Below are 23097 nucleotides of genomic sequence, written 5' to 3' on the forward strand. Positions count from 1 at the left end.
GGCCCCCTCCTTCGATCGGGTAGACCGTAACGCAGGGATATCGACCTGCAACGAACGTTGCAAAATCCAGAAAGTGCAGTATACGTTGTCCGCACTTCTCGACGCCCGGACACGGAAGGCGTTCCCCATGACGCTGCTGGCTCGACTGGATCGGCTCCCGCTGAGCCGGCCCCACTACAAACTGCTGCTCATCGGCGGGCTCGGCTACACCTTCGACGGCATGGACTCGGCGGTCGTCGCCTTCCTGCTGCCCAGCGCCAAAGCGGTGTGGCACCTCGACAACGGCCAGCTCGGGCTGATCGGCTCCGCGACGCCGTTCGGCTTCCTCTTCGGCGCGATCGCCGCCGGCCTGCTCGGCGACCGGATCGGCCGCAAGAAGGTCATGATGTACGCGCTGGCGTTCTACGCGCTGTTCTCCGTCGTCGCGTCGTTTTCCCCCAACTACGAGGTGTTCCTCGGCGCCCGCGTGCTGGCCGGGGCGGGGGCCGGCGCCGAAAGCGCGATCATCGCGCCGTTCCTGTCCGAGTTCGTCCCGGCCCGGCGGCGCGGCTGGTTCGTCGGCGCGCTCGCCGGGTTCTTCTCCTTCGGCTTCGTCGCGGCCGCGCTGATCGGGCGGTTCGTCGTGCCGTCGTTCGACGAGGGCTGGCGGGTCGCGCAGCTGGTCACCGCGCTGCCGATCGTCATGCTGCTGTGGTGGCGGCGTTCCCTGCCCGAGTCGCCGCGGTTCCTGCTCGCGCAGGGACGGTCGGCCGAAGCCGAGAACATCGTCGCCAAGATGGAACGCGACGTCGAGAAGGCCACGCGGACGGCGCTCCCGCCGGTGCCCCCGGCCGACGCCCAGCCCGCGACGGAGACGCCGAAGGTCAACCTGCTGAGCGCGCTGAGGTTCCTGTGGAGCCCCGCGATGCGGCGCCGGACGGCGGTGATCTGGATCGTCTGGTTCGTGATCACGTTCTCCTACTACGGCTTCTTCTCGTGGATCCCGACGCTGCTCGTGGAACGCGGCATCACGGTGACGAAGAGCTTCGAGTTCTCGATCATCATCTACCTGGCCCAGGTGCCCGGGTACTTCTCCGCCGCGTGGCTGTCCGAACGGCTCGACCGCAAGCACACCATCGCGCTGTACCTGGCCGGCTCGGCCGTGAGCGCGTTCTGGCTGAGCCAGACGAGCGCGCCGTGGTCGATCACGCTCGCCGGCGCGGTGCTTTCGTTCTTCCTCAACGGCACCTACGCCGGCGTGTACTCCTACACGCCCGAGGTGTTCCCGACCTGGATCCGCGCCAGCGGCACCGGCCTGTCCAGCGCGTTCGGCCGGGTCGGCAGCATCCTCGCGCCGACGATCATCGGCCTCTCCGCGGCGAGCCTCGGGTTCGCCGGCGTCTTCGGCCTGACGACGGCCGTCCTCGCGGCCGGCGTGCTGTGCGTGCTGGTGTTCGGCCTGTCCACCGCCGGCCGCTCGCTCGAAGAACTGACCGAACACGGCGCGCCGAAGGCCGTCGCGAAGGAGATGACGAAGTGACGCTGTCCACAGTGGAGGAACGGGTGCGCGACGCGATCGGCGTGCGGCTGTTCACCGTGCTCGCGTGGGTGCCGCAGCGCCGGGCGCTGCGGCGGGTGCACAGCAGCCACCCCGCGGAGTACCCGGTCGGCGGGGAGAAGACCGTCGAGGTCGCCGCCGGCTGGCTCGACCGGTGCATCACCGCGCAGGAGCCCTACTTCGGACCGGACCGGGCCGCGGTGCGGGAGATCTTCGCCGACCACGACCTGATCGAAAGCCTCGGCTGCGGCTCGATCATCAACGTGCCCGTGGTCGCCGACGGCCGGACGCTCGGGGTGCTCAACATCCTCGACGCGGAAGGCGCCTACGACGAGGATGCGGTGGTGGTGGCCGAATCGCTCGCGCCGCTGGCCGTGTCCGCCCTGCTCGACCTGGAGAAGGAGAACCGGTGACCGGATCCCTGCTGCTGCGCAACGCCCGGCTGCTCGACCCGCTGTCCGGGGAGTACACCGAAGGCGACCTGCGTGCCGACTCCGGCCGCATCGTGGAGGTGGGGCCGGGCCTCGCCGCGGCCGATGTGCGTTCGCTGGACGTGCGCGGCGCGGTCGTGCTGCCCGGGCTGGTCGACGCGCACGTGCACGTCACGGCGTCGACGGCGGACCTGGGTTCGCTGCCGTCGTCGTCACCGTCCTATGTGGCCGCGCACGCCGCCCGCACGATGAGCCGGATGCTCGACCGCGGGTTCACCACGGTCCGCGACGCGTCGGGCGCCGACTACGGCCTCGCCGACGCCCAGGCGGAGGGCCTGTTCCGCGGCCCGCGGCTGTTGTTCTGCGGCCGCGCGCTGAGCCAGACCGGCGGCCACGGCGACAGCCGCACCCGCGGGGCCAACGCGAAGGACGACCACCCGTGCTGCGCGGGCCTCGGCCGGGTGGCCGACGGCGTGGACGCGGTCCGCGCCGCGGCCCGCGACGAGCTGCGCAAGGGTGCCCACCACATCAAGGTGATGGCCTCCGGCGGCGTCGCGTCCCCGACCGACCGCATCGACTCGACGCAGTACTCGGCCGAGGAACTGCGCGCGATCGTCGAGGAGGCGTCGGCGGCCAACCGCTACGTGGCCGCGCACGCGTACACGGCCCGCGCGGTGAACCGGGCGTTGGAGCTGGGCGTCCGCTCGATCGAGCACGGCAACCTCCTCGACGACCGCAGCGTTTCGCTGTTCCTCGAGCACGAGGCGTTCCTGGTGCCGACGCTGGTGACGTACTGGGCGTTGAAGGAGGAGGGCCGCGAGCACGGGCTCCCGGAATCGAGCTGGCGCAAGGTCGACGACGTCCTCGGTGCGGGCATGGCGGCCCTGGAGCGAGCGGCCCGCGGCGGCGTGAAGCTGGTCTACGGCACCGATTTGCTGGGCGGCATGCACCGGCACCAGAACCACGAGTTCCGCCTGCGCGGCGAGGTCCAGTCCCCGCTGGAGGTGATCCGTTCGGCCACGTCGACGGCGGCGGACCTGCTGCACCTGACCGGCGAGATCGGGACGCTGGCCGTGGGAGCGCACGCGGATCTCCTGGTGGTGGACGGTGATCCGCTGACCGACCTCGGGGTTTTGGCCGAGCCGAAGCACTTCCGCCACATCATCCAGGGCGGCGAGGTGGTGGCCGGGAACACCGTGTGACGACGGGCGTGCTTTCAGGTGGTTCGCGAGGCGGTCCCTGACTTTTCCGGGCCGACCCTGTAAACAGGGAAGTTCGGGGAAGTCGGGGGTGGGTCGGGTGAACGGCGTCGGCGACGGGCGGCGCGGGGCGCCGTGGACGGGAGCGGACGAGCGGAACGCCCGGCCGGCCGGGTTCTCGGGGGTGCCGGCCCAGCAGGTGGCCGCTGACCGGAACCCCGCCGCACCACACCCCGGCGGGACACCGGTGCCGCTGCCGGGCAGCCCGCGTCAGCTGCCGCCCCCGCCGGCGCACTTCGTCAGCCGCGTGGAGGAGCTCTCGGACCTCGACGAGCTGACCGGCGGCGGCGCCGAGACCCGCGCGCGGGTCGTGGTCGTCGTCGGTCCCGGCGGGGTGGGGAAGACGGCGCTGGCGGTGACGTGGGCGGCCGGGCAGGCGCACCGCTACCCCGACGGGCAGCTCTACACCGACCTCCGGGGGTTCTCCGCGGAGACGGCGGTGACGCCGGACGAGGTCCTGGGCGTCTTCCTGCGGGCGCTGGGGGTCGCGCCGGAGCGGGTGCCGGTCGGCTTGGCCGAGCAGGTGGGCTTGTACCGGACGGTGACCGCGGGGCGCCGGCTGCTGGTGGTGCTGGACAACGCCGTGTCGACGGCGCAGGTGCGTCCGCTCATCCCGGCGTCGGCGGGGTGCGCGGTGGTGGTGACGAGCCGGCTGCGGCTCGACGGTTTGTTCTCGGACGGCGCGCAGTTCGTGGACGTCGCGCCGCTCTCGCGCGAAGACGCCGTCGCGCTGCTCCGCCGGACCGTGGGTGAAGGCCGGACCGCCGCGGAGCCGGCCGCCGTGGGGGAGCTGGCGGAGCTGTGCGGCCGGTTCCCGATCACCGTGCGGGTGGCCGCGGCACGGCTGGCCGCCCGGCCGCGCTGGCCGGTCTCACGGGTGGTGGAGCAGCTGCGGGACGAGCGGTCGCGGTTGGTGACGTTGTCGCGGTTGTCGGGCGCCGAGGAGTCGGTGACGGCGGCGTTCGACTGGTCCTGCCGCCAGCTGCCGGAGCACGGTGCGGTCCTGTACCGGCTGATGGCCGAGCTCCCGGTCCCCGAGTTCGGCGCGCGGCTCGCGGCCGCGGTCACCGGGATGCCGGCGGGCGAGGTGACCGAGGCGCTGGAGGCACTGGTCGACGCGAGCCTGCTCGAGGAGGCCGAGCTCGACCGCTACCGGTTCCACGACCTGGTGCGGCTGCACGCGCGGGCCCAGCGGGACGAGGGCCGGTTCGAGGTCGTCCCGCGCGCGGCCGCGTGGTACCTGCGGGAGCTGACGCGGGCGAACCTGGTGGTGATCCCGCTGCGCTGGCGCGTCAGCCCGGTCGCGGAGCAGCTGCGGGACGAGCCGGCCCCGTTCGCCTCCGGCGCCGCTGCCCTGGACTGGTTGACCGAGGAGCTGCCGGGCGTCCTGTCCGTCCTGGAGGAGGCTGTGGCCGAGCGCCACGACGAGGTCGCGTGGCAGCTCTGCGAAGCGTTGTGGGAGCTGCTCCTCCACCGCAAGTACTACCCGGAGTGGCTGCGTTCGCACGAACTGGGGATCACCGCGGCGCAGCGCTGCGGCAACCGGGTGGCCCAGGCGCGGCTGCGCTACCAGCTCGGCCGGGCGCACCTGGATCTCGGCCACCTCGATCCGGCGGAGCGCGAGACCCGCTGGGCCGCGGAGCTGGCGCGGGAGGCCGGCGACCGGCACAACGAGTCCGCGGCGCTGGAGCAGCTGGGGCTGGTGGCGCAGGGGCGCGGCGACTTCGAAGCGGCGGTGGTGCTGTTCACCGACAGCCTGCACATCGAGGAGGAGCTGGGCATCGACCGCGGGGTGGCGGCGCGGCACTGGCGGATCGGCGAGGCGTTGCTGCGGGCCGGCCGGGAAGTGGGGGCCGCGCGGCACCTGGAGGCGGCCGCGCAGCTGTTCACCGAGATCGGCGACGAGAAGGGTGCGGCCTGGGTGGCGCTCGGGCTGGCCCGGATCGACGCGCGATCCGGGCACCCCGACGTGGCGGTCCGACGGCTCGGGGAAGCCCGCGGTGTGCTGGCGAGGCTGGGCTCAGCGGTGCACGAGGCGAACGTGCTGCTGGCGCTGGCCGAGGTGACCCACGACGACGTCGAACGGGCCCGGGGGTACCTCGTCGAAGCGGTCGAGCTGCTGGCCGACGTCGGCGGAGAAGCGCTCGAGCGTGTCCGGGCCGCGCTCGACACCGTGGATCGAGGCGAGCGCGCTTAGCCGTCGTCCGGTGAACAGCCACAGGCAGACCGCGACCGCGGCCGGCTCGGCGTGCCTGTGGGCCACGAGTGCGGTGTCGCCGAAGCGGTCACCGAGCAGCAGCCCGACTGCCCCGACCGGGACGGCGGCCAGCGTGAGCCCGGGCAGCCGGTCGAAGAGCGCGGCCAGCGTGGCCCGTCCACCGGCGTAAGTGGGCTCGGGTGGGGTGATCACGGCGTCGGCGAGCGAGACGCGGTCGCCCGGGACGGCGGTGACGAGCGTGCCGCGGTGGGCGCCGCAGGAGTAGCGCCAGCTGGTGACGGTCATGGCCGCACCGGCTTCGGCAGCGGAACGGGCGACACGGGCACGGCGCGGGCGGGCTCCGGGAGGCCGAGCAGCCGGTACATCGTGCGGCGCAGGATGTGCCCGGCCCGGCCGGGCCGCGAGCTGAGCAGCCCGCCGACGAGAGCGGGCAACCCGGCGGCGTCACGAGCCTCGGCGGCGGCGGAAAGCTGCGGCAGCAGCGGACGACCGGGCTCCCAGCGCGGCGCGTGCCGGGCCAGGACCTCGGTCGCGCTGCCGGGCAGGAGCGGCTGGCCGGGGTTGGCGTCGAGCAGGATCGACGCGCCGGTGGTGGCCGCGTAGCCGGTGACGGATCCGTAGTCGCCCAGCACGTGGTCGGCCGCGACCAGCGCGGCGCGCCACCCTTCCTCGGGCGGCACCAGGACGAGCCCCGCGCGCACCGCGCCGGCGAGCCAGGACCGCACCTGCCACGGGCTGTGGTGCGACCAGATCGCCGGGTGCAGCGCGCCGACGACGCGGTAGCGGTCCGCCGGCAGCTCGGCGACGACGCGGTCGAACAGGTCGGGGTGCCTGCCGAACGCCGACCGCGGCGACCAGGTGGAGGTGACCACGACGACCTCCTGCTCGCCGGTGGCGCCGAGGGCCTGCCGGTACCGGTCGCGGTACGGCAGGCTCGCGGTGAGGCGGTCGAGGGCGACGTCCCCGGCGACGACCGCGGCGGGCACCGCCGGCGGGCAGACCTCGGTCAGCAGCTCGCGTTCGCGGTCGTGGACCAGGACGATCGCGTCGGCGCGGACCCGGCCCGCGCGCAGCAGCTGGTCCGGCCCGAGCCCCACCTGGGGCCGGTGGGGGCCGCCGGCGCGCGGCCGCCAGGGCTGGTACTGCCCGAAGCCGCCGCCGTGCGGGACCAGCAGGACCGGGGCGGCGAGCTCGTCCAGGCCGCGGGTGCTGCCGGCGAGCACGAGGTCGGCGTCGCTGCGGCGGGCCTGGGCCCAGGGGAGCACGGCGCCGCCCTGCCCGCGGAGGAAGTCGTCGGTGGCCTGCCAGTTGTCCCCGGGATCGGGGTTGGTGAACACGACCTGGACCCGGTGGTCGGCTTCGAGCAGCGGCAGCAGGTCGAGCAGGCGGGTTCCGGCGACGATGTGCGGCACGAGCACGAGGACGGATTTGGTGTCCCGCCGCGTCGCGACGTGCGCGTCGGTGGGCCCGATCGGGCTGCGCACCCAGGTGGTTTCGGCCATCGCGGTACTCCTCGCAGGTTGTCCAGTTGTTGTCACGAGGGTGGGTGCCGCCGTTGAGAAATGGCTTTCGGCCTGTGATTACGACGGTTGACAATTGATCAACGGTGATCGTTGGTCAAGCCTTCTGACGTGGTGGTTCCGCCGAAACAATGGGAAAATAATCGCGGAGGAGTGGGGTGGTGGACGATCTTCACCACGGCGGAGGGGGATCGCGTGGAAATCGCGTTCGGAATTCTCGGGCAAACTGCCGTGCTGTTGCACGGGAAAGTGGATGTGAAGTGGGCCCAACCGCGGTCACGACAGGTTCTCGCCGCGTTGCTGACCCGCCCGAACCACCGCTTTCCGGTCGACGCGGTCGTGGAATGGGTGTGGGCTGACCACGAAAACGCGCCGCGCGGCGCGCTGGCGACCCTGCACCAGAACGCCGCGCACCTGCGGCAGGCGCTGCAGGCGCACCGGATCCCCGCGCACGTCGGCGTCGGAAAGAACGGCTGCGTGGTGGAGATCGACCCGGAGCTGGTCGACCACGTCGTGTTCGGCCGCCTGCTGGCTCGCGCGCGGGAGCTGCGCGATCGCGGTGACCACCACCGCGCCCAGGTCGAGGCGCAGGCGGCGATGCGGCTGTGGCGGGACGAGCCGCTGTTCGACCTGCGGACCCGGCGGGCCGACGACTGGCGCGCGCAGTGGCTGAGCACCCGGTGGCTGCCCGCGAACGCCTTCCTGATCGCCGAGCTGCTGGAGGCCGGTCAGGCCGACGTCGCGCTGGGCAGGCTGATGGAGCTCGAACACGCCCATCCGCTGGAGCTGAGCCTCGCGAAGCTGCGGCTCCGGGCCCTGGCCGCGTCGGATCGTCCCGGTGAGGTGACCGAGTTCTACCTCGCGCTGCGCCGGCGGTACCTGGACGCGGGGGAGCTGCGGGCCGCCGACGAGCTGCGGACGGTGCACGAAGAGGTGCTCGCCGGCGACGGCGCCTTCCCGCGCCAGGTGGTGCGCGTGCGGGCGGAGGAGGAGCCGGAACGGCCGGCGGTGTGGCACGTCCCGCCGGACTGCGACGAGCTCGAGGGCCGTGCGGAACTGCTCGCGGAGCTGGACGCGTTCACGTCCGACTCGAGCGGGTCGGCGCGCCCGGGCGTGGTCGTGGTGACCGGCGGGCCGGGCGTGGGCAAGTCGACGGCGGTGGTGCGGTGGGCGCACCGCGTGCGGCGTCGGTTCCGGCACGGCGTGGTGTTGCTGGACCTGCGCGGCGACAGCCAGGCGACGTCCGCGGACAGCGCCGAAGTCGTCGACACCTTGCTGTCGTTGCTGGACTTCCCGGTCGATCAGGTGGTGAGCCCGGTGGCGCGGGCCGCGAAGCTGTCGGCGCTGCTGCAGCGTCGGCCGCTGCTGGTGGTGCTCGACAACGTCGGTGGCCGGGAACAGGTCGCGCCGCTGCTGGGTGTGCTGGCCGCCTGCACGGTGCTGGTGGTGTCGCGGTGGCGGTTGCCGTCCCTCGCCGCGACGGTGTCACCTCCGGTGGTGACGGTGGCGCCACTGGTCCCGCCGGCCGCGACGGCGTTGCTGGACCGCAGGATCGGCCGCCGCGCCCGGGAAGACCGCGTCGGCGTGGCCGAGCTGGTCCGGCTGTGCCAGGGCAACCCGCTGGCGCTCACGCTGGTCGCCGACCGCGCCTTGGCGCGCACGGGCACGCTGCTGCCCACGCTGGCCGGTCAGCTGCGCGACGCGGACATGCTGCTGGACCTGGGACACGAGGGGGAATGGACGCAGCGAAGCCTGCGCGCCGCGTTCACCGTGTCCTACCAGGCATTGGGCCCGGCCGAACGCCGTGCGCTGGCCGTGATCGGCGCCCACCCGGGCGCGGAGGTGACGGCGGAGGCCATCGCGGCGGCGGACGGCCGCCCGGTGCCGGCGATGCGGCGTTCTCTGGACGTCCTGGTGGCGGCGCACCTGCTGGAGCACCCGAGTGACCTGGACCGCTACCGCGTCCACGACCTCCTGCACGCGTACGCGGCTTCGCTTGCGGCACAACTGGAAGACGCCGCGGCGGTGCGGCGCCGCACGTTCGAGTTCTACCTCCTGACGGCCTGCGACGCGCACCGCGTGGTGTTCCCGCACAAACCGCCACCCCAGCTCCCGGCGACGACCCTGGAGTGGCCGGGGGCCGGTTTCACCGGCGCGGCCCCCGCGCGGCAGTGGGTGGTCCGCGAGAAGAACCTGCTGGTGGCGATCGTCGGCCGGGCGGCCGCCGCCGGACTCCACGACTTCACCTACCTCACGGCGATGTTCACCGAACTGTTCATCGAGAAGGGCTATTTCGCCGACGCGATCAGTTGCCTCACCACCGCGATCGGCAGTGTCGAAGAAGTGCTGCCCGAAGCCGGGGACGCGGCGCCGCAGCTGCGCCAGGTGCTGGGGTCGCACCTGAACGACCTCGGGGTCGTCCTGATGCACATGGGCGAGGAACGCCAGGCGCGAAGCCATCTCCAGCGCGCCTTGGCGCTGGCCGAAGGGGACAGGTTCCCGCTGGGGCAGATCGTGTCGACGTTGAACCTGGCGCGGTGGCACCTGCGGGCCGGTCGGGCGTCCGAAGCCGCGGTGCTGTGCCGCCTGGCGCTGGAGCTGGCCTACGAACTGGGTGAGCCGTCGTTGTGCGCCGCCGCGGCCCACCGGCTGGCCAACGCGCTGGTCACGGCGGGCGGGTTCGAGCAGGAGGCGCTGCAGCTGTACGCCGAAGCACTGGTCCACCTGCAGGATTCGGACGACGTGACCGCGCGCCTGCAGATCCACACGGCGCAGGGGGCGCTGCTGACGGACCTGGGCCGCCTGGCGGAGGCCGACGAACACTGCCGGCGCGCGTCGGAGCTGACGGCGGGGAGCCTGAACTTGCCGGCCGTGATGAAGCTGAACACGGTGCTGGCCCGGCTGAGGCACGAGCAGGGCAATGCGCGAGCCGCGCTGTGGTACGCCCACCGGGCCGTCGAGCTGGCGGACCGGACCGGGCACGCGACGGGGCAGGCCAGGGCGTTGTCGACCTTGGCCGCGATCCTGCGTGATCACGGGAACCGGGCGGACGCGCGGGCGTTGTGGGTCCAGGCGGCGGAGCTCTACCGCGGCCGGGCCCGCGCGCGGCGGGCGGAGGAGATCGACCGGGTGATCGCGGAGCTGGACGCGTCGGACGCGGTGATCCCGGCGGCGCGGGACGGGGAGCGGGACACGGTGGCGATGGTGTCGCCGCGGCTGCGGCGGAACCGTTAGGGGGTCACCCGTCCCGGTCGCATTCGGTGGACGGCGTCAACCAGGAGCGACACGGAAATCCGGATTTCCGTTGTGCAGAGCGGTCATCCGGCCCACGACTGTCCACAATGGTATTGCTTCGGCGTCGCCACCTGTTCGGGGCGTTGATGTCAGCCGGCCCGGACGTCGACCCTCGCGGCGTGCGTCCCCACCGCCCCGCCGGGCCGCTCGACTCCGGTCGAAGCGGTTGTAATCGCGGACACAATCACCCGCACCCGCGTCATGGTCTCCGGGCAACCCCCTCGCACAGAGGTAAGGAAGGCACGCCACGCACCACGCCAGGGAGCGGAGCACGCCATGAACTCGACGCGACCACCCGGTTGGCGGTTCCTCCGCCGACATCGATGTCGTTGGCTGGAAACGGACCGCGTGACCGTCGAGCGGGCTGCTCGGACCGCGTCACCACGTGCACGGATCAGCTGTTCGGGGCGGCGATGATCTGGTGAGCGACGACCACCGGGACGCGCGGCCGTCCGATCCCATTCCGGCTGACGTCGTGCGGCAGCTCGTGGCCGACTACGTCGGCGGGGAGACCATCGAAAGCCTCGTCGAGCGCCACCCGTACAGCTACCGCAGGATCCGCACGACGCTGCTCGACGCCGGCGTCACGTTGCGGCCGCCACGGATTCCCCTGCCGCCCACCCCGCCCGGTCTGGTCAACGCCTACCGTGACGGGCGGTCGATCCGGCAGCTCGCGGTCACCTACGACATGTCCTACAACCAGACCCGCAACATCCTGCTCGCCGAAGGTGTCGAACTCCGCCGTCGCGGCAAGCCCTGACCCCGGCCCGCGCCGGGCTCCACAGCGTGTGCCGGGAGCCGGCGCGGCCGCGTGCGCGGCGGTTCAGCGGGACATGATGACCCACCACAAGGGCATGAAGATGTGCACGGTGTTCCCTCTCTTTCGTGTGTCCGGGGACCGGCCATCCCGCGGCGGACGAGGTCGAATCTTTTCATCCGCACAATGCCGGCGGCTCCACGGGGGAGCCTGGCGGCCGATCACTCTTTGCTGAGGTGGCGGGAACGATAACAGGCCGGATAGCGGGCCATCTTTTCGGGTGTCACTCGTCCGGGAGACACGTTCGGGGAAGGTCCACCCGGAGGTCTGACCAGTCAACTTCGCTTCGGAGTCAACTGATTCCGCGGTCTTCGTCGATCCACTGTGGAGCTTCGGTGATCGGTCGCCGTGATCCGGAAAGAGCGACGCGGCCACCCGTCGGAGTGACGTCAATTCCCCGGCGGGCCCGGCCGCGAGCAAGAATGCGAATACTTTTCACCCGATAGGGAAACTCGGGCCTTTCGGGTGGTGCCGATCGTGACTACCAGTTGCGCACCGCGGGCGCGTACCCCGCCGGCTTGTCGCCGACCTTCAGGTTCGGGCTGACGATCCAGTTCTGGTACCCCGGTGTGAACATGCGGTACACCGACGCCGGCGGGACCGCGCTCGCCTCGTCGAGCTGTGCGCGCAGCTCGGCCGGGATTTCGAAGTCGAGGGCGGCCATGCTCGAGCCGAGCTGGTCGGCGGTGCTCGCCCCGACGATCGCGGCCGCGATGCCGGGCTGCGTGGCGACCCAGTTGATCGCGACCTGGGCCATCGTGACGCCCAGCTTGCCCGCGACCTCTTCGAGGGGCTTGAGCAGCTGGGGCGTGCGCTCGGTCCAGGTCGGCGCGTCGCTGAGCCGGCCGGAACCGCCGTTGCGGTACTTGCCCGTGAGGACGCCGCCGGCCAGGGGGCTCCACGCCGTGACGCCGAGGCCGAGGGTCTGGCCCATCGGGACGTGCTCGGTCTCGATCTCCCGCTCCACCAGCGAATACGGCAGCTGCAGGTTGACCATCGGCGCGAGCGAGTGCGCCTCGGCGAGGGTCTGCGCCCGCGCCGCGTACCAGCTCGGCACGTCGGACAGGCCGGGGTAGCGGATCTTGCCCGCGCGAACGAGGTCGTCCATCGTCCGCACGACCTCCTCGACCGGGGTGAGCCGGTCCCACGTGTGCAGCAGGAAGAGGTCGACGTAGTCGGTGCCGAGCCGCCGCAGTGAGGCCTCGAGGGCGCGGATCATGTGCTTGCGCCCGTTGCCGCCGGCGTTGGGGTCGGCGGGGTCGACGCTGTTGGTGAACTTGGTCGTGAGCACCACCCGGTCGCGCGCGTTCGCCTCGGCGATGAGCCTGCCGAGGATGGTCTCGCTCTCGCCCGCGGTGTAGAAGTCCGCGGTGTCGACGAAGTTGCCGCCTTCGTCGAGGTACTTGCGGAAGATCGGGCGGACCTCGTCTTCGGTCTTCCCGTAGGCGGCGTGGAAGCCGCCGGTGCCGAAGTTCATCGTGCCGAGGGCGAGCCGGCTGACGCGCAGCCCGGAGCGGCCGAGGAGGTAGTACTGGTCGAGAGGCATGGAAGTGCTCCTGGGGAAGGAAAATAAATCTGTGGTCCCCATCAGCGTGCCCACCCATTTTTGGACCTGCAAGTCCAGAAAATGGGGAAGCCGGGTGGGCCGGGAGGGAGGCCCGGCCCATCCGGCGGGTCGTCAGCGGCAGCGGTAGCTGGACGCGACGGCCGGGTCACCGTGCCCGTCGTAGCGCGAGACCGACGGGAGCGGGCACAGGTTCCGGGTCTTGCCGTCCGCGGACGCCGCCGTGAGCGTGGCCGGGGCCTTGCCGTGCTCCACCCAGTCGACCAGCTGCCCGAGCGCGTTCGTCGGCTCCGGGCCGCCACCGCCGAAGCAGTGCTCGACGCCCGGGGCGGGGAACAGCCGGTAGAAGTCGTTCACCCGCTGCGCACCGCCCATCGTCCGCTCGACCTGCTTGCGGTAGGACAGCGTGCCGCCCGGCGGGATGAGCTGGTCGTTCGCGCCCACGAACGTGATCAGCTTGCCGCCGGAGCGGCGGAACGCCGACAGGTCGGGGTCGGACGTCCCGATCACGTCGTCGTACTCGCGCACCGACTGGCGGAACAGGTCGGTGAACTGGGCGTACGTCAGCTTCGACGTGTCGAAGTCCGCCTGCTTCTCCAGGAACGACTGCACCCACTTGACGGCGACCGGGAAGCCCGGCGCGGTCAACGTGCCGTCGGGGCCCGGCTGGGTGCCCGCCAGCCAGGTGAAGTCGGCGCCCTTCGGGAGCCCGTCCCAGAGCTTGCGCCCGTGCTGGTCGGTCGGGCCGGCCCAGATCTTGCGCATGACGTCGGCGTCGGCGGCCGTGACGGTGACTTCCCGGCCGTCGCAGAGCACCTTCGTGCCGACGAGCCGGCGGGGGTCCCAGCTGCACTCGTCCGGCCGGTCGACGATGCCGTTGGTGACGCCGTCGCGCGCGTCACACGCCTGGACCGCGGCCGTCCGGAACGCGGTGAGCACGCACGTGCTGAGGAAGTCGTGCTCCTGGTTCATCACGATCTGCGGCCACAGCGTGGCGACGGCGAACTGCGTCCACTCGACGGCCGGGGCGTTCGCCAGGATGCCGTCGAAGTCGCCGGGGTGGTTCTGGGCTTCGGAGTAGCCCTGGCGGCCGCCGGTCGAGCAGCCGGTCCAGTACGAGTACGAGACCGGCCGCTGGTAGTACGCCTGCGTGACGGCCTTGCCGATCAGGGCTTCTTCGTGCACCGAACGGGTGGCGAAGTTGGTCAGCAGCGTCTGGTCGACCCGGCCGGGGGCGGTCAGCGCCCACGACGTGTCGAGGCCGTTCAGGGACACGCCCGCGTCGGTCGTCACGGCGCTGTAGCCGTTCTTGACCGCCTGGACGAAGGGCGCGCCGAACTCGCCGGCGGCGTAGGCGCTGCCGCCGAGGGCCTGGAGCCTGCCGTTCCACCCGGTTTCCGGCAGGGCCACGGCGACCTTGACGTGGTCCGTGCCGGTGTGGGTCAGCGTGACGGTGAACTGGCAGTACGACGGCGTGTCCGCCTTGGGCTCCGCCTGCACCGACTCGATCTTCGCGCCGGGCGGGGCGGGTACCGAAACGGCGGTGCAGGGGGTCGGGGTCGCTGCCGAGGCGGCCGGTGCCGACTGCGTGACGGTGGTCAGCAGGAACGGCACGGCGGCCGCGAAGAGTATGCGTCTCATCGGGTCTCTCTGGTCGCTTTCGTCCGATGTGGACAGGTCGTTCGAACCTAAGGGCCGGGCCGGAGCCGTCGCGCCCGTCGGGTGACGCTGTCCGTGTACGTCACCGGCGGTGAGCTGCGGAAACGTGCTTTGGGTAAGGTCGATTCCATGGCGCTGCACGGACGGGACACCGAGCTGAAGGAGCTGGGCGAGCTCGTCGACGGCCCCGAGGACCGCGGCGGCGTCCTCATCCGCGGCGAAGCCGGCATCGGCAAGTCGGCCCTCGTGACCGAGACGGCGGCCGCGGCGTCGGTCGCCGGGCTGCGGGTGCTGCGGACGACCGGGGCCGAGGCCGAGCAGAACCTCGCCTACGCGGGGCTGCACCAGCTGCTGTACCCCGTCCGGGCGGGGGTGGCGGAGCTGCCCGCGCCGCAGCGGGACGCCCTGCGGACCGCGCTGGGGCTGGCCGAGGGCACCGCACCCAGTGCCTACCTGGTCGGGCTCGCGGCGCTGACGCTCCTGGCCGAGGCGGCCGCCGCCAAGCCGCTGCTACTGGTCGCCGAGGACGTGCACTGGCTGGACCGCGCGAGCGCGGACGTGCTCGCCTTCGTCGCGCGGCGGATCGAGAACGAGCCGATCGTCCTGGTGGCGACCCTGCGGGAGGGCGCGACGTCGCCGTTGCTGGACGCGGGCCTGGCCCCGATGGTGCTCGACCGCCTGCCCGCCGACGCGGCCGCGGACCTGCTGGATTCGGTGGCCCCGCGCCTGGCACCGGCGGTCCGGACCCGCCTGCTCGCGGAGGCCGCCGGGCACCCGCTGGCACTGACGGAGCTGCCCTCGGCCCTGGCCGACCTCGACGGGCTCGACCCGGTCCTCCCGCTGACCGAACGCCTGGAGCGCACGTTCACCACGCGGGTGGCCACGCTCCCGGCGGAGACCCGCACGGCGTTGCTGGTGGCGGCGCTCAACGAGACGACATCGCTGGCGGAGACCCTGGAGGCCACGGGTGCGCTGCTTGCGGCGGGCCCGGGTGCGGGGGCGGCTGGCGAGGCGGGGTCGGCTTCCGGCGGAGGTGAGTTGCCGGTCGGCCAGGCCGGGCCGGGGTCGGCTGGTGGGGCCGGTTCGAGCGCGGGGGCGGCTGGCGAGGTGGCGGCGGGCCAGGGTGCGGGGGCGGCTGCCGCGCCGGGGTCGGCTTCCGGCGGAGGCGAGTTGCCGGTCGGCCAGGCCGCGGCGAGCGCAGGTCAGCCGGGTCCGCCGTCCGGCGCGGAGCTGACCGAGCCACCGGCCGAACCCGCCGTCGCGCCAATCTCCGGCCCCCGTCCAGCCATCGACCCCGAGATCCTCGCCGCCGCCGTCGAGGCGCGGCTGGTCGAGCTCTCCGCCGGGACCGTCACCTTCCGGCACCCGCTCATGCGGTCCGCCATCCAGGCCGCGGCCACTCCGCTCGACCGGCGGCGGGCGCACCTCGCCCTGGTCGAGGCCCTGCGGGACCAGCCCGACCGGCGGGCCTGGCACCAGGCCGCCGCGACCGCCGGGCCCGATGAACACGTGGCCGCCGAACTCGAGCGGACCGCCGACCGGGCTCGTTACCGGGGTGGGGCGGCCGCCGCCATCGCCGCGCTGGAACAGGCCGCCCGGCTGAGTGGTGACGCCGGCCGGCGGGCGGACCGGCTGCTGCGGGCCGCCGAACTCGCCGTCGACTCGGGCCGCCGGGAGACCGCCGAACGGCTCGTGCACGCCGCGAACCCCGCCGATCCGCGCCGGCGGGCCACCGCGAGCCGGCTGCTCAGCGAGTTCGAGGACGGCGTCCGCGAAGACCCCGCCCGCGTCGCGGACCTGGCCCGGACCGCCGCGTCCGTCGCCGCCGACGGGCAGCACGACGCCGCGATGCGGATCCTGTGGAGCGCCGCCATGCGCTGCTTCTGGACCGAGCCGGGAACCGCGGCGCGCGCGGCTCTGCTGGCCGTCGCCGACGGGCTGCCCGTCCCGGCCGACAACCCGCGGATCGTGGCCGTCACCGCGTACGTCGCGCCCTTCGAACGCGGCGAACCCGTCCTGGAAAACCTGCGGAAGCTGGCCGGCGCGACCGGCGCCGACCCGGAGGTCGACCGGTACCTCGGCAGCGCGGCGCTGCAGGTCGGGGCGTTCGACCTGGCCGCCCGGTTCTCCGCGGCCGCGGCGCCGGGCCTGCGCGCCCAGGGCCGGCTCGGGCTGCTGCCCCGCGCGCTGGCCGTCCAGGCGTGGAGCCGGGTCCGCCTCGGCGACCTCGCCGGCGCGGTGCCGGCCGCCGCGGAGGCGGCCAAGTTCGCCAGGGAAACCGGCCAGCCGTTCATGTACGGCCTGGCCACGGCGGTCCAGGCCGAGATCGCCGCCCTGCGCGGCGAGCACAAGCAGGCGAAGACGCTGGCCGACGAGGCCGAGCGCGCCGGGCTCGCGGCCGGCGCCCGGCCGGTGCTCGCCACCGTGCAGCTCACGCGCGGACTGACAAACCTGAGCGAGGGCCGCTTCGAGGACGCCTTCGCCGACCTTCGCCGGCTGCTCGACCCCGCCGACCCCGCGTACCAGCTGGCCCTGCGCGCGTACTGCGTCGCCGAACTCACCGAATCCGCGGTGCGGGCCGGGCAGGCCGACGCGATGCGGGACGTCCTCGCCGAGCTGGAGCCGTGCGCGGCGAGCTCGCCGTCGCCCGCCCTGCACATCGGCCTGCGGTACGCGCGAGCCGTGCTCGACCCGGACGACGAGCTGTTCGCCGCGGCGCTGGGGGCCGACCTCACCGGCTGGCCCGCCGAACGCGGCCGCGTGCACCTGGCGTTCGGCGAGTGGCTGCGGCGGCAGCGGCGGGTCGTCGAATCCCGGACCCACCTGCGCACGGCCCGCGAGACCTTCGACGCGCTGGGCATGACGGCGTGGGCCGAGCGGGCACGGCGGGAGCTGCGCAGCGCGGGCGAGTCGAGCCCGAACCGCGGCCCGAACGCGCGCGAGAAGCTGACCCCGCACGAGCTGAGCATCGCGCAGCTGGCCGCCGAGGGGCTGACGAACCGGGAGATCGGGCAGCGGCTGTACCTTTCGCACCGGACCGTCGGCACCCACCTGCACCGGATCTTCCCCAAGCTGGGCGTGAGCTCCCGCGCCGACCTCGCCGGGATGCTGAAGACCCTCGAAGGGTGACTTACACCGGCTGCGTCACCTGACGGGCGCGAAGTTCACGTCCAGGCTCCTAACGTCGTGAAGGTCCCACGGTCTTTCGCACAGGAGTCAAGATGATCAGCAGGAGAAGGTTCGGGCAGGCGTTCGCGGCGGGACTGGCGGCGACCTCCTTGGCGGCCTGCTCGTCGAACGCCGCCGCGCCCGCCGCCCCCGCCGCGTCCCCGGCCCCCGACCTGCGGGCCGGCTCCGGTGAGCACACCTCGCTCGGCGAGCTCAAGCACGTCGACGCCGGGGTGCTGAACGTGGCCTACGCCGAGTTCGGCCCGGCCGGCGGGCAGGCCGTGGTGCTGCTGCACGGCTGGCCGTACGACCCGTACAGCTACGTCGACGTCGCGCCGATCCTGGCCGCCGCCGGCTACCGGGTGATCATCCCGTTCCTGCGCGGCTACGGCCCGACGACGTTCAAGTCCGCCCAGACGGTCCGCAACGGCCAGCAGGCCGCGGTCGCGCTCGACGTCGTCGCCCTGATGGACGCGCTCAAGATCGGCAAGGCCGTCCTCGGCGGGTACGACTGGGGCGCCCGGACCGTCGACATCATCGCCGCGCTCTTCCCCGAACGCTGCAAGGCGGTCGTCGCGGTGAGCGGGTACATCGTCACGAACCTCAAGGCCAACCAGCAGCCGCTGGCCCCGGCGGCCGAGCTCGGCTGGTGGTACCAGTACTACTTCGCGACCGAGCGCGGGCGCGCCGGCTACGCGGCCAACCGCCACGACTTCAACAAGCTGATCTGGAAGAACGCGTCCCCGGCCTGGCACTTCGACGACGCCACCTACGACCGCAGCGCGGCGGCGTTCGACAACCCGGACCACGTCGACATCGTCGTCCACAACTACCGCTGGCGGCTGAGCCTCGCCCCGGGCGAGCCGCAGTACGACGCGTACGAACGGAAACTGGCCACCGGCCCGGCCATCACGGTCCCGGCGATCACGATCGGCAGCGACTTCGACGGCGCGGCCAAGGACGGCAAGGCCTACCGAGCCAAGTTCACCGGCAGGTACGAACACCGGGTCCTCGACGGGATCGGCCACAACGTCCCGCAGGAGGCGCCGCGTCCGTTCGCCCAGGCGATCATCGACGCCGACCGGATGTGAAGAAGGGGCCCGGAGGAATCCGGGCCCCTTTCAGCGGGTGGCGCGGTGGATCACGTCGACGACGGCGTCAGGCGCCGCCGACGCGATCGCGTGCGGGGAATCCACCTCGGTGATCACGGCGTGCGCGCGCCGGGCCTCGAAGCGCTCCGCCGCCGCGGGAATCGCCTGGTCGCGGACGGCGACGAGCGCGTACTTCCGGATGCCCGCCGGCGCGGTCGCGGCGATCTTCTCGTCGAAGGCCGCCGCCAGGATCGGCCGCTGGCCCGCCGCCGCGACGGCGGAATCGAGGGCAGGCAGACCCTCGGCGAACAGCGCCGGGAAGCTCGCCTGCTTCACGAACAGCTCCGGGCCGATCGGGTAGGTCGTCGACGGGCCGAGGAGCGAGCCGGGGAACTGCGAGTTCAGCTGCCCGGCCGTCTCACCCGCCTCCGGGATGAACGCCGCCGCGTAGACGAGCGCCTTCACCTCGGCCGTCCGGCCCGCCAGCTCGCTGATCAGCAAGCCGCCGTACGAGTGCCCGACGAGGATCTTCGGTCCCTTGACCGAGTCGAGCACCCCTTGCAGCGAAGCGACGTCCGCCGCGATGCCGCGCAGCGGGACCGCCGGCGCGACCACCGGGTAGTGCTCCGCCAGCAGCTTCCGCGTGACCGGCGCCCAGGCGGACGCGTCTTCGAACGCGCCGTGCACGAGCACGATGGTCGGCTTCGGGTGCGCGGGCACGCCGGCGGCGCCGGGGCCGGCGGCGGTGAGCACGCCCGCCCCGACGACCGCCGCGACGCCGAGCGCGCCGATGGTGCGCTTCATCAGGCGACCGTGGCGTCGAGGGTGACCTCGATGTTGCCGCGCGTCGCCTTCGAGTACGGGCAGACCTGGTGCGCGCCGTTGACGAGCTCGTCGGCCGTGGCCTGGTCGATGCCCGACGCCTCCAGGTGCAGCACCGCGCTCAGCTTGAACTCGCCCGCCTCGGTGTCGTGGTGCAGGGTGACCTCCGCGACGACGGCGAGGTCGTTCAGCGGCACCTTCTTCGCGCCCGCGACCCGGCGGACCGCGCCGACGAAGCAGGACGCCCAGCCCGCCGCGAACAGCTGCTCGGGGTTCGTGCCGTCGCCCGCGCCGCCGAAGGCCTTGGGCACGGCGAGGGTGACGTCGAGCGCGCCGTCGTCGGAGGTCGCGCGGCCGCCGTTGCGGCCCTCCGCGGTGGAGGTGGCGACGGCGGTGTAGGTCACTTCGGACATGGTTTTCCTTTGCGTGTCGGGATGAACACCACCACGCTAGGAATCCGCGGGCCCCCGCGGCGACCGTCGCACGACGTCACCCGTGTACGTCACCGCAGCCTGCCCTCCGCCAGCCGCAGCCACCGGTCGATCCCGATCTCGGCGAGGAAGCGTTCGTCGTGGCTGACGACGACGAACGCGCCGCGGAACGCCGTCAGCGCGCTCTCCAGCTGCCCGGTGCTGACGAGGTCGAGGTTGTTCGTGGGTTCGTCGAGCAGCAGCAGTTGCGGCGCCGGTTCGGCGAACAGGACGCAGGCCAGCGTGGCGCGCAGCCGTTCCCCGCCGGAGAGGACGCCGACCGGCAGGTGCACCCGGGAGCCGCGGAAGAGGAAGCGCGCCAGCAGGTTCATCCGCTGGGCCGGGGGCAGCGCCGGGGCGGCCGCCGCCAGGTTCTCGGCCACGGACCGGTCGTCGTCCAGCAGGTCGAGCCGCTGGGACAGGAAGGCGATCCGGCCGTCGGAGCGCGTGACGTCCCCGCTTTCGGGCTCGAGGTCGCCCTGCAGGATCCGCAGCAGCGTGGACTTCCCGGCGCCGTTGGGGCCGGTGAGCGCGATCCGTTCGGGGCCGCGGATCGCCAGGTCGACGCCGTCCGGGAAGAGGTTCCGCACCCGCAGGTTCTCGCCGGCGAAGAGCGTCCGGCCCGCCGGGACCTCCGTCTGCGGCAGCTCCAGGCTGATCTTCTGCTCGGTGCGCAGGGAACGCTCGGCCTGGTCGAGCTTGGCCTTGGCCGCACCGACGCGCGCCGCGTGCGTGCCGTCCGCCTTGCCTGCCGACTCCTGGGCGGCGCGCTTCATGGTGCCGGCGAAGATCTTGGGCAGCCCGGCGTTGCCGAGGTTGCGCGACGCGGTGCTCGCGCGGCGGGCGGCGCGCTCCCGGGCCTGCTGCATTTCCCGCTTCTCGCGCTTGACCTCCTGCTCGGCGTTGCGGATGTTCTTCTCGGCCGTTTCGCGCGCGGCCTGGACGGCTTGCTCGTAGGCGGTGAAGTTCCCGCCGTGGAACCGGATTTCCCCGCGGTCGAGCTCGGCGATCCGGTCCATCCGGTCGAGCAGCGCGCGGTCGTGGCTGACCACGACGAGACAGCCGGACCAGTCGTCGAGCACGGCGTGGAGCTGGTGGCGGGCTTCGAGGTCCAGGTTGTTGGTGGGTTCGTCGAGCAGCAGCACGTCCGGTCGCTTGAGCAGCTGGGCGGCGAGGCCGAGCGACACGATCTGACCGCCGCTCAAGGTGCTCAGCGAGCGGTCGAGCGCGACGTCGGCGAGGCCGAGGCGGTCGAGCTGGGCGCGGGTGCGTTCCTCGATGTCCCAGTCGGTGCCGATGGTGGTGAAGTGCTCCTCGGCGGCGTCACCGGACTCGACGGCGGTGATGGCGTGCAGGATCGGGGCCACGCCGAGGACTTCGGCGACGGACGGCTCCCCGCTCAGCGGCAGGTCCTGCGGGAGGTAGCCGAGCACGCCGTCGGCGGTGACGCTGCCCGCCGACGGCGTCAGCACCCCGGCGACGAGCTTCAGCAGGGTCGTCTTGCCGGCCCCGTTCGGGGCGACGAGACCGGTGCGGCCGGCGGGGAAGGTGGCGGAGAGGTGGTCGAAGACGGGGGTGTCGTCGGGCCAGGAGAAGGACAGGCCGGACAGGACGATTTCGGACACGACGGAAGACCTCGATGGGGTGTGAAACGGAAAAGGGGACGTCGACGGCGGCCCGCACCGGCGCTGCCGGGGGCCTGCGCACTCCGGAGCTACCCGGAGATGTCGACGTCACCTGCCACGACTGGTCTCCTCCAACGATCTTCACCCCGAAGATAGCAGGGTTCGCCGGCCGGGCCGGGGGTAACCGGGCCGGATGCGCATCGTGGTGACCGGAGCGACGGGCAACATCGGGAGCGGCGTCGTCCGCGCGTTGAGCGCCGACCCGCAGGTCGACGCGATCGTCGGGCTCGCCCGGCGGACGGCGGGGCAGCCGCCGGAGAAGGCCGCGTACGTGCGGGCCGACGTCGAGCGGGACGACCTCGTGGCGCACTTCCGCGGCGCCGACGCGGTCGTGCACCTAGCCTGGCTGTTCCAGCCGACGCGGCGCCCGGAACGCACGTGGCGCGCGAACGTCCTCGGCTCGCTGCGGGTGTTCGACGCGGTGGCCGCGGCCGGCGTGCCCAAACTCGTCTACTCGTCGTCCGTCGGGGCGTACTCGCCGCGGGAGGACGACGAGCCCGTCACCGAGGACTGGCCGACGCACGGCTGGCCCGGCGCGGCGTACACGCGCGAGAAGTCCTACCTGGAGCGGTACCTGGACGCGTTCGAGCACCGTCACCCGAGGCTCGACGTCGTCCGCATGCGGCCCGGGTTCGTGTTCCAGCGCAGCGCCGCCACGGAGCAGCGGCGCCTGTTCGCCGGGCCGTTCGTCCCGGGCTCGCTGGTGCGGCCGGGGCTGGTCCCGGTCGTGCCGGACATCCCCGGCCTGCGGTTCCAGGTGGTGCACACCGACAACCTCGCCGACGCCGTCGACCGCGCGGTGACGCGCCCGGTTCGCGGGGCGTTCAACATCGCGACCGCCCCGGTCGTCGACCCGAAGCTCCTCGCGAAGCTGCTGGGCGCGCGGACGATCCCGGTCCCGGTCGCGGCGGTCCGCGCCGCGGTGAGCGCGGCCTGGCGCCTGCACGCGGTGCCCGCGTCACCAGGGCTCTTCGACGCGGTCATGCGCCTCCCGCTGCTGGACACCACCCGCGCGGAGTCCGAACTGGACTGGAGCCCCCAGCGCGACGCGGCGTCGACGATGCAGGAGTTCCTGGCGGGCCTGCGTTCCGGCGCGGGAGCGGACACGGCCCCGCTGGCCCCGGACCACCACCGGCTGCACGAGATCGCCACCGGCATCGGCCGCCGCCCGTGAGGATTACCCGGTGGACGGGGCCTTGCTGAGGTCCACGACGCAGAACCGGTTGCCGTCCGGATCGGCGAGCACGACGAAGTCCGGGTCGGCCGGGTAGCGGTCCCACGCCACCTCGGTCGCGCCCAGGCCGATGAGGCGCGCGACCTCGGCCTCCTGCTCGGTGGTCGTGTCGACGAGCAGGTCGAGGTGCAGCCGCGGGTACGGCTCGACCGGCGATTCGCTGAACATCAGCCCGAGGGCGTGCCCGGACCCGTCGGGGTGGTCCAGCGTGCGCCAGCGCGCGCTCGCCCATTCGTGGGTGACGACGAGGCCCAGCGCCGCCGACCAGAAGGCGGCCGCGCGGGGGACGTCGGCGACGCCGATCACCGGGAAACCGAGCCTGAGCACG

General features: G+C 73.0%; 16 protein-coding genes. 9 read left to right on the forward strand and 7 right to left on the reverse strand.

Annotated elements, in window-relative coordinates; all coding sequences use genetic code 11:
* The first annotated feature begins 127 nt into the window (after positions 1 to 127).
* The 4 genes from ACH54P_RS39765 (at position 128) to ACH54P_RS39780 (ending at position 5424) form a co-directional block, all read left to right on the forward strand.
* Entirely contained in the window at positions 128 to 1519 is a 1392-nt protein-coding gene (locus tag ACH54P_RS39765; RefSeq protein WP_489908433.1) for an MFS transporter, read from the forward strand.
* On the forward strand, positions 1516 to 1950 hold the full coding sequence (locus tag ACH54P_RS39770; RefSeq protein WP_489908434.1) for a GAF domain-containing protein: 435 nt from the start codon (positions 1516 to 1518) through the stop codon (positions 1948 to 1950). The genes ACH54P_RS39765 and ACH54P_RS39770 overlap by 4 nt, the downstream gene beginning before the upstream one ends.
* The gene (locus tag ACH54P_RS39775; protein ID WP_489908435.1) at positions 1947 to 3170 is read left to right on the forward strand and encodes a metal-dependent hydrolase family protein; all 1224 of its coding nucleotides are present in this window, start codon (positions 1947 to 1949) and stop codon (positions 3168 to 3170) included. The genes ACH54P_RS39770 and ACH54P_RS39775 overlap by 4 nt, the downstream gene beginning before the upstream one ends.
* A 97-nt stretch (positions 3171 to 3267) precedes the next feature.
* Entirely contained in the window at positions 3268 to 5424 is a 2157-nt protein-coding gene (locus ACH54P_RS39780; protein ID WP_489908436.1) for an ATP-binding protein, read from the forward strand.
* Between the two features lie 302 nt (positions 5425 to 5726).
* On the opposite strand, the gene ACH54P_RS39785 is transcribed toward ACH54P_RS39780, so the two are convergent.
* Positions 5727 to 6947, reverse strand: a complete 1221-nt coding sequence (locus tag ACH54P_RS39785; protein WP_489908437.1) for a hypothetical protein — start codon at positions 6945 to 6947, stop codon at positions 5727 to 5729.
* Between the two features lie 273 nt (positions 6948 to 7220).
* On the opposite strand from ACH54P_RS39785, the gene ACH54P_RS39790 reads away from it, so the two are divergent.
* Together ACH54P_RS39790 and ACH54P_RS39795 are read left to right on the forward strand one after the other, a co-directional pair.
* Positions 7221 to 10199, forward strand: a complete 2979-nt coding sequence (locus ACH54P_RS39790; RefSeq protein ID WP_489908438.1) for an ATP-binding protein — start codon at positions 7221 to 7223, stop codon at positions 10197 to 10199.
* Between the two features lie 481 nt (positions 10200 to 10680).
* Positions 10681 to 11019, forward strand: a complete 339-nt coding sequence (locus tag ACH54P_RS39795; RefSeq protein ID WP_489908439.1) for a helix-turn-helix domain-containing protein — start codon at positions 10681 to 10683, stop codon at positions 11017 to 11019.
* 538 nt (positions 11020 to 11557) lie between these two features.
* Here ACH54P_RS39795 and ACH54P_RS39800 read toward each other — a convergent pair.
* Positions 11558 to 12622, reverse strand: coding sequence for an aldo/keto reductase (locus tag ACH54P_RS39800; RefSeq protein ID WP_489908440.1), 1065 nt, complete (start codon positions 12620 to 12622; stop codon positions 11558 to 11560).
* 132 nt (positions 12623 to 12754) lie between these two features.
* Positions 12755 to 14281 (reverse strand): tannase/feruloyl esterase family alpha/beta hydrolase, encoded by a 1527-nt coding sequence (locus tag ACH54P_RS39805; RefSeq protein ID WP_489908441.1) that lies wholly within the window; start codon positions 14279 to 14281, stop codon positions 12755 to 12757.
* A gap of 147 nt (positions 14282 to 14428) precedes the next feature.
* Here ACH54P_RS39805 and ACH54P_RS39810 point away from each other — a divergent pair, with 147 nt between their 5' ends.
* Entirely contained in the window at positions 14429 to 17428 is a 3000-nt protein-coding gene (locus ACH54P_RS39810; protein ID WP_489908442.1) for a helix-turn-helix transcriptional regulator, read from the forward strand.
* 92 nt (positions 17429 to 17520) lie between these two features.
* A complete protein-coding gene (locus ACH54P_RS39815; protein WP_489908443.1) occupies positions 17521 to 18558 on the forward strand; it encodes an alpha/beta fold hydrolase in 1038 nt (345 codons plus the stop codon).
* A 30-nt stretch (positions 18559 to 18588) separates the two neighbouring features.
* Here the strand turns inward: ACH54P_RS39815 and ACH54P_RS39820 are convergent, their stop codons facing one another.
* The 3 genes from ACH54P_RS39820 to ACH54P_RS39830 all read right to left on the reverse strand — a co-directional run bounded on the left by ACH54P_RS39820 (position 18589) and on the right by ACH54P_RS39830 (position 21475).
* Positions 18589 to 19362, reverse strand: a complete 774-nt coding sequence (locus ACH54P_RS39820; RefSeq protein ID WP_489908444.1) for an alpha/beta fold hydrolase — start codon at positions 19360 to 19362, stop codon at positions 18589 to 18591.
* Positions 19362 to 19793, reverse strand: coding sequence for an organic hydroperoxide resistance protein (locus tag ACH54P_RS39825; protein WP_489908445.1), 432 nt, complete (start codon positions 19791 to 19793; stop codon positions 19362 to 19364). Before ACH54P_RS39825 ends, ACH54P_RS39820 begins: the two co-directional genes overlap by 1 nt.
* Before the next feature lie 89 nt (positions 19794 to 19882).
* On the reverse strand, positions 19883 to 21475 hold the full coding sequence (locus tag ACH54P_RS39830; protein ID WP_489908446.1) for an ABC-F family ATP-binding cassette domain-containing protein: 1593 nt from the start codon (positions 21473 to 21475) through the stop codon (positions 19883 to 19885).
* Between the two features lie 193 nt (positions 21476 to 21668).
* Here ACH54P_RS39830 and ACH54P_RS39835 point away from each other — a divergent pair, with 193 nt between their 5' ends.
* Complete coding sequence (locus ACH54P_RS39835) at positions 21669 to 22709, forward strand: NAD-dependent epimerase/dehydratase family protein (RefSeq protein WP_489908447.1); 1041 nt, start codon at positions 21669 to 21671, stop codon at positions 22707 to 22709.
* 3 nt (positions 22710 to 22712) lie between these two features.
* Here ACH54P_RS39835 and ACH54P_RS39840 read toward each other — a convergent pair whose 3' ends face one another.
* Positions 22713 to 23096 carry a VOC family protein gene (locus ACH54P_RS39840; protein WP_489908448.1) on the reverse strand — a complete coding sequence of 128 codons (384 nt, stop codon included), beginning with the start codon at positions 23094 to 23096 and terminating at the stop codon, positions 22713 to 22715.
* Position 23097: the final 1 nt, after the last annotated feature.

Source organism: Amycolatopsis sp. N2S4-7 (genome assembly GCF_058119595.1).

Coding starts and splice junctions, on each gene's coding strand:
- ACH54P_RS39765 (WP_489908433.1), top strand. CDS start 128: ATGACGCTGCTGGCTCGACTGGATCGGCTCCCGCTGAGCCGGCCCCAC.
- ACH54P_RS39785 (WP_489908437.1), bottom strand. CDS start 6,947: ATGGCCGAAACCACCTGGGTGCGCAGCCCGATCGGGCCCACCGACGCG.
- ACH54P_RS39800 (WP_489908440.1), bottom strand. CDS start 12,622: ATGCCTCTCGACCAGTACTACCTCCTCGGCCGCTCCGGGCTGCGCGTC.
- ACH54P_RS39805 (WP_489908441.1), bottom strand. CDS start 14,281: ATGAGACGCATACTCTTCGCGGCCGCCGTGCCGTTCCTGCTGACCACC.
- ACH54P_RS39810 (WP_489908442.1), top strand. CDS start 14,429: ATGGCGCTGCACGGACGGGACACCGAGCTGAAGGAGCTGGGCGAGCTC.
- ACH54P_RS39815 (WP_489908443.1), top strand. CDS start 17,521: ATGATCAGCAGGAGAAGGTTCGGGCAGGCGTTCGCGGCGGGACTGGCG.
- ACH54P_RS39820 (WP_489908444.1), bottom strand. CDS start 19,362: ATGAAGCGCACCATCGGCGCGCTCGGCGTCGCGGCGGTCGTCGGGGCG.
- ACH54P_RS39825 (WP_489908445.1), bottom strand. CDS start 19,793: ATGTCCGAAGTGACCTACACCGCCGTCGCCACCTCCACCGCGGAGGGC.
- ACH54P_RS39835 (WP_489908447.1), top strand. CDS start 21,669: ATGCGCATCGTGGTGACCGGAGCGACGGGCAACATCGGGAGCGGCGTC.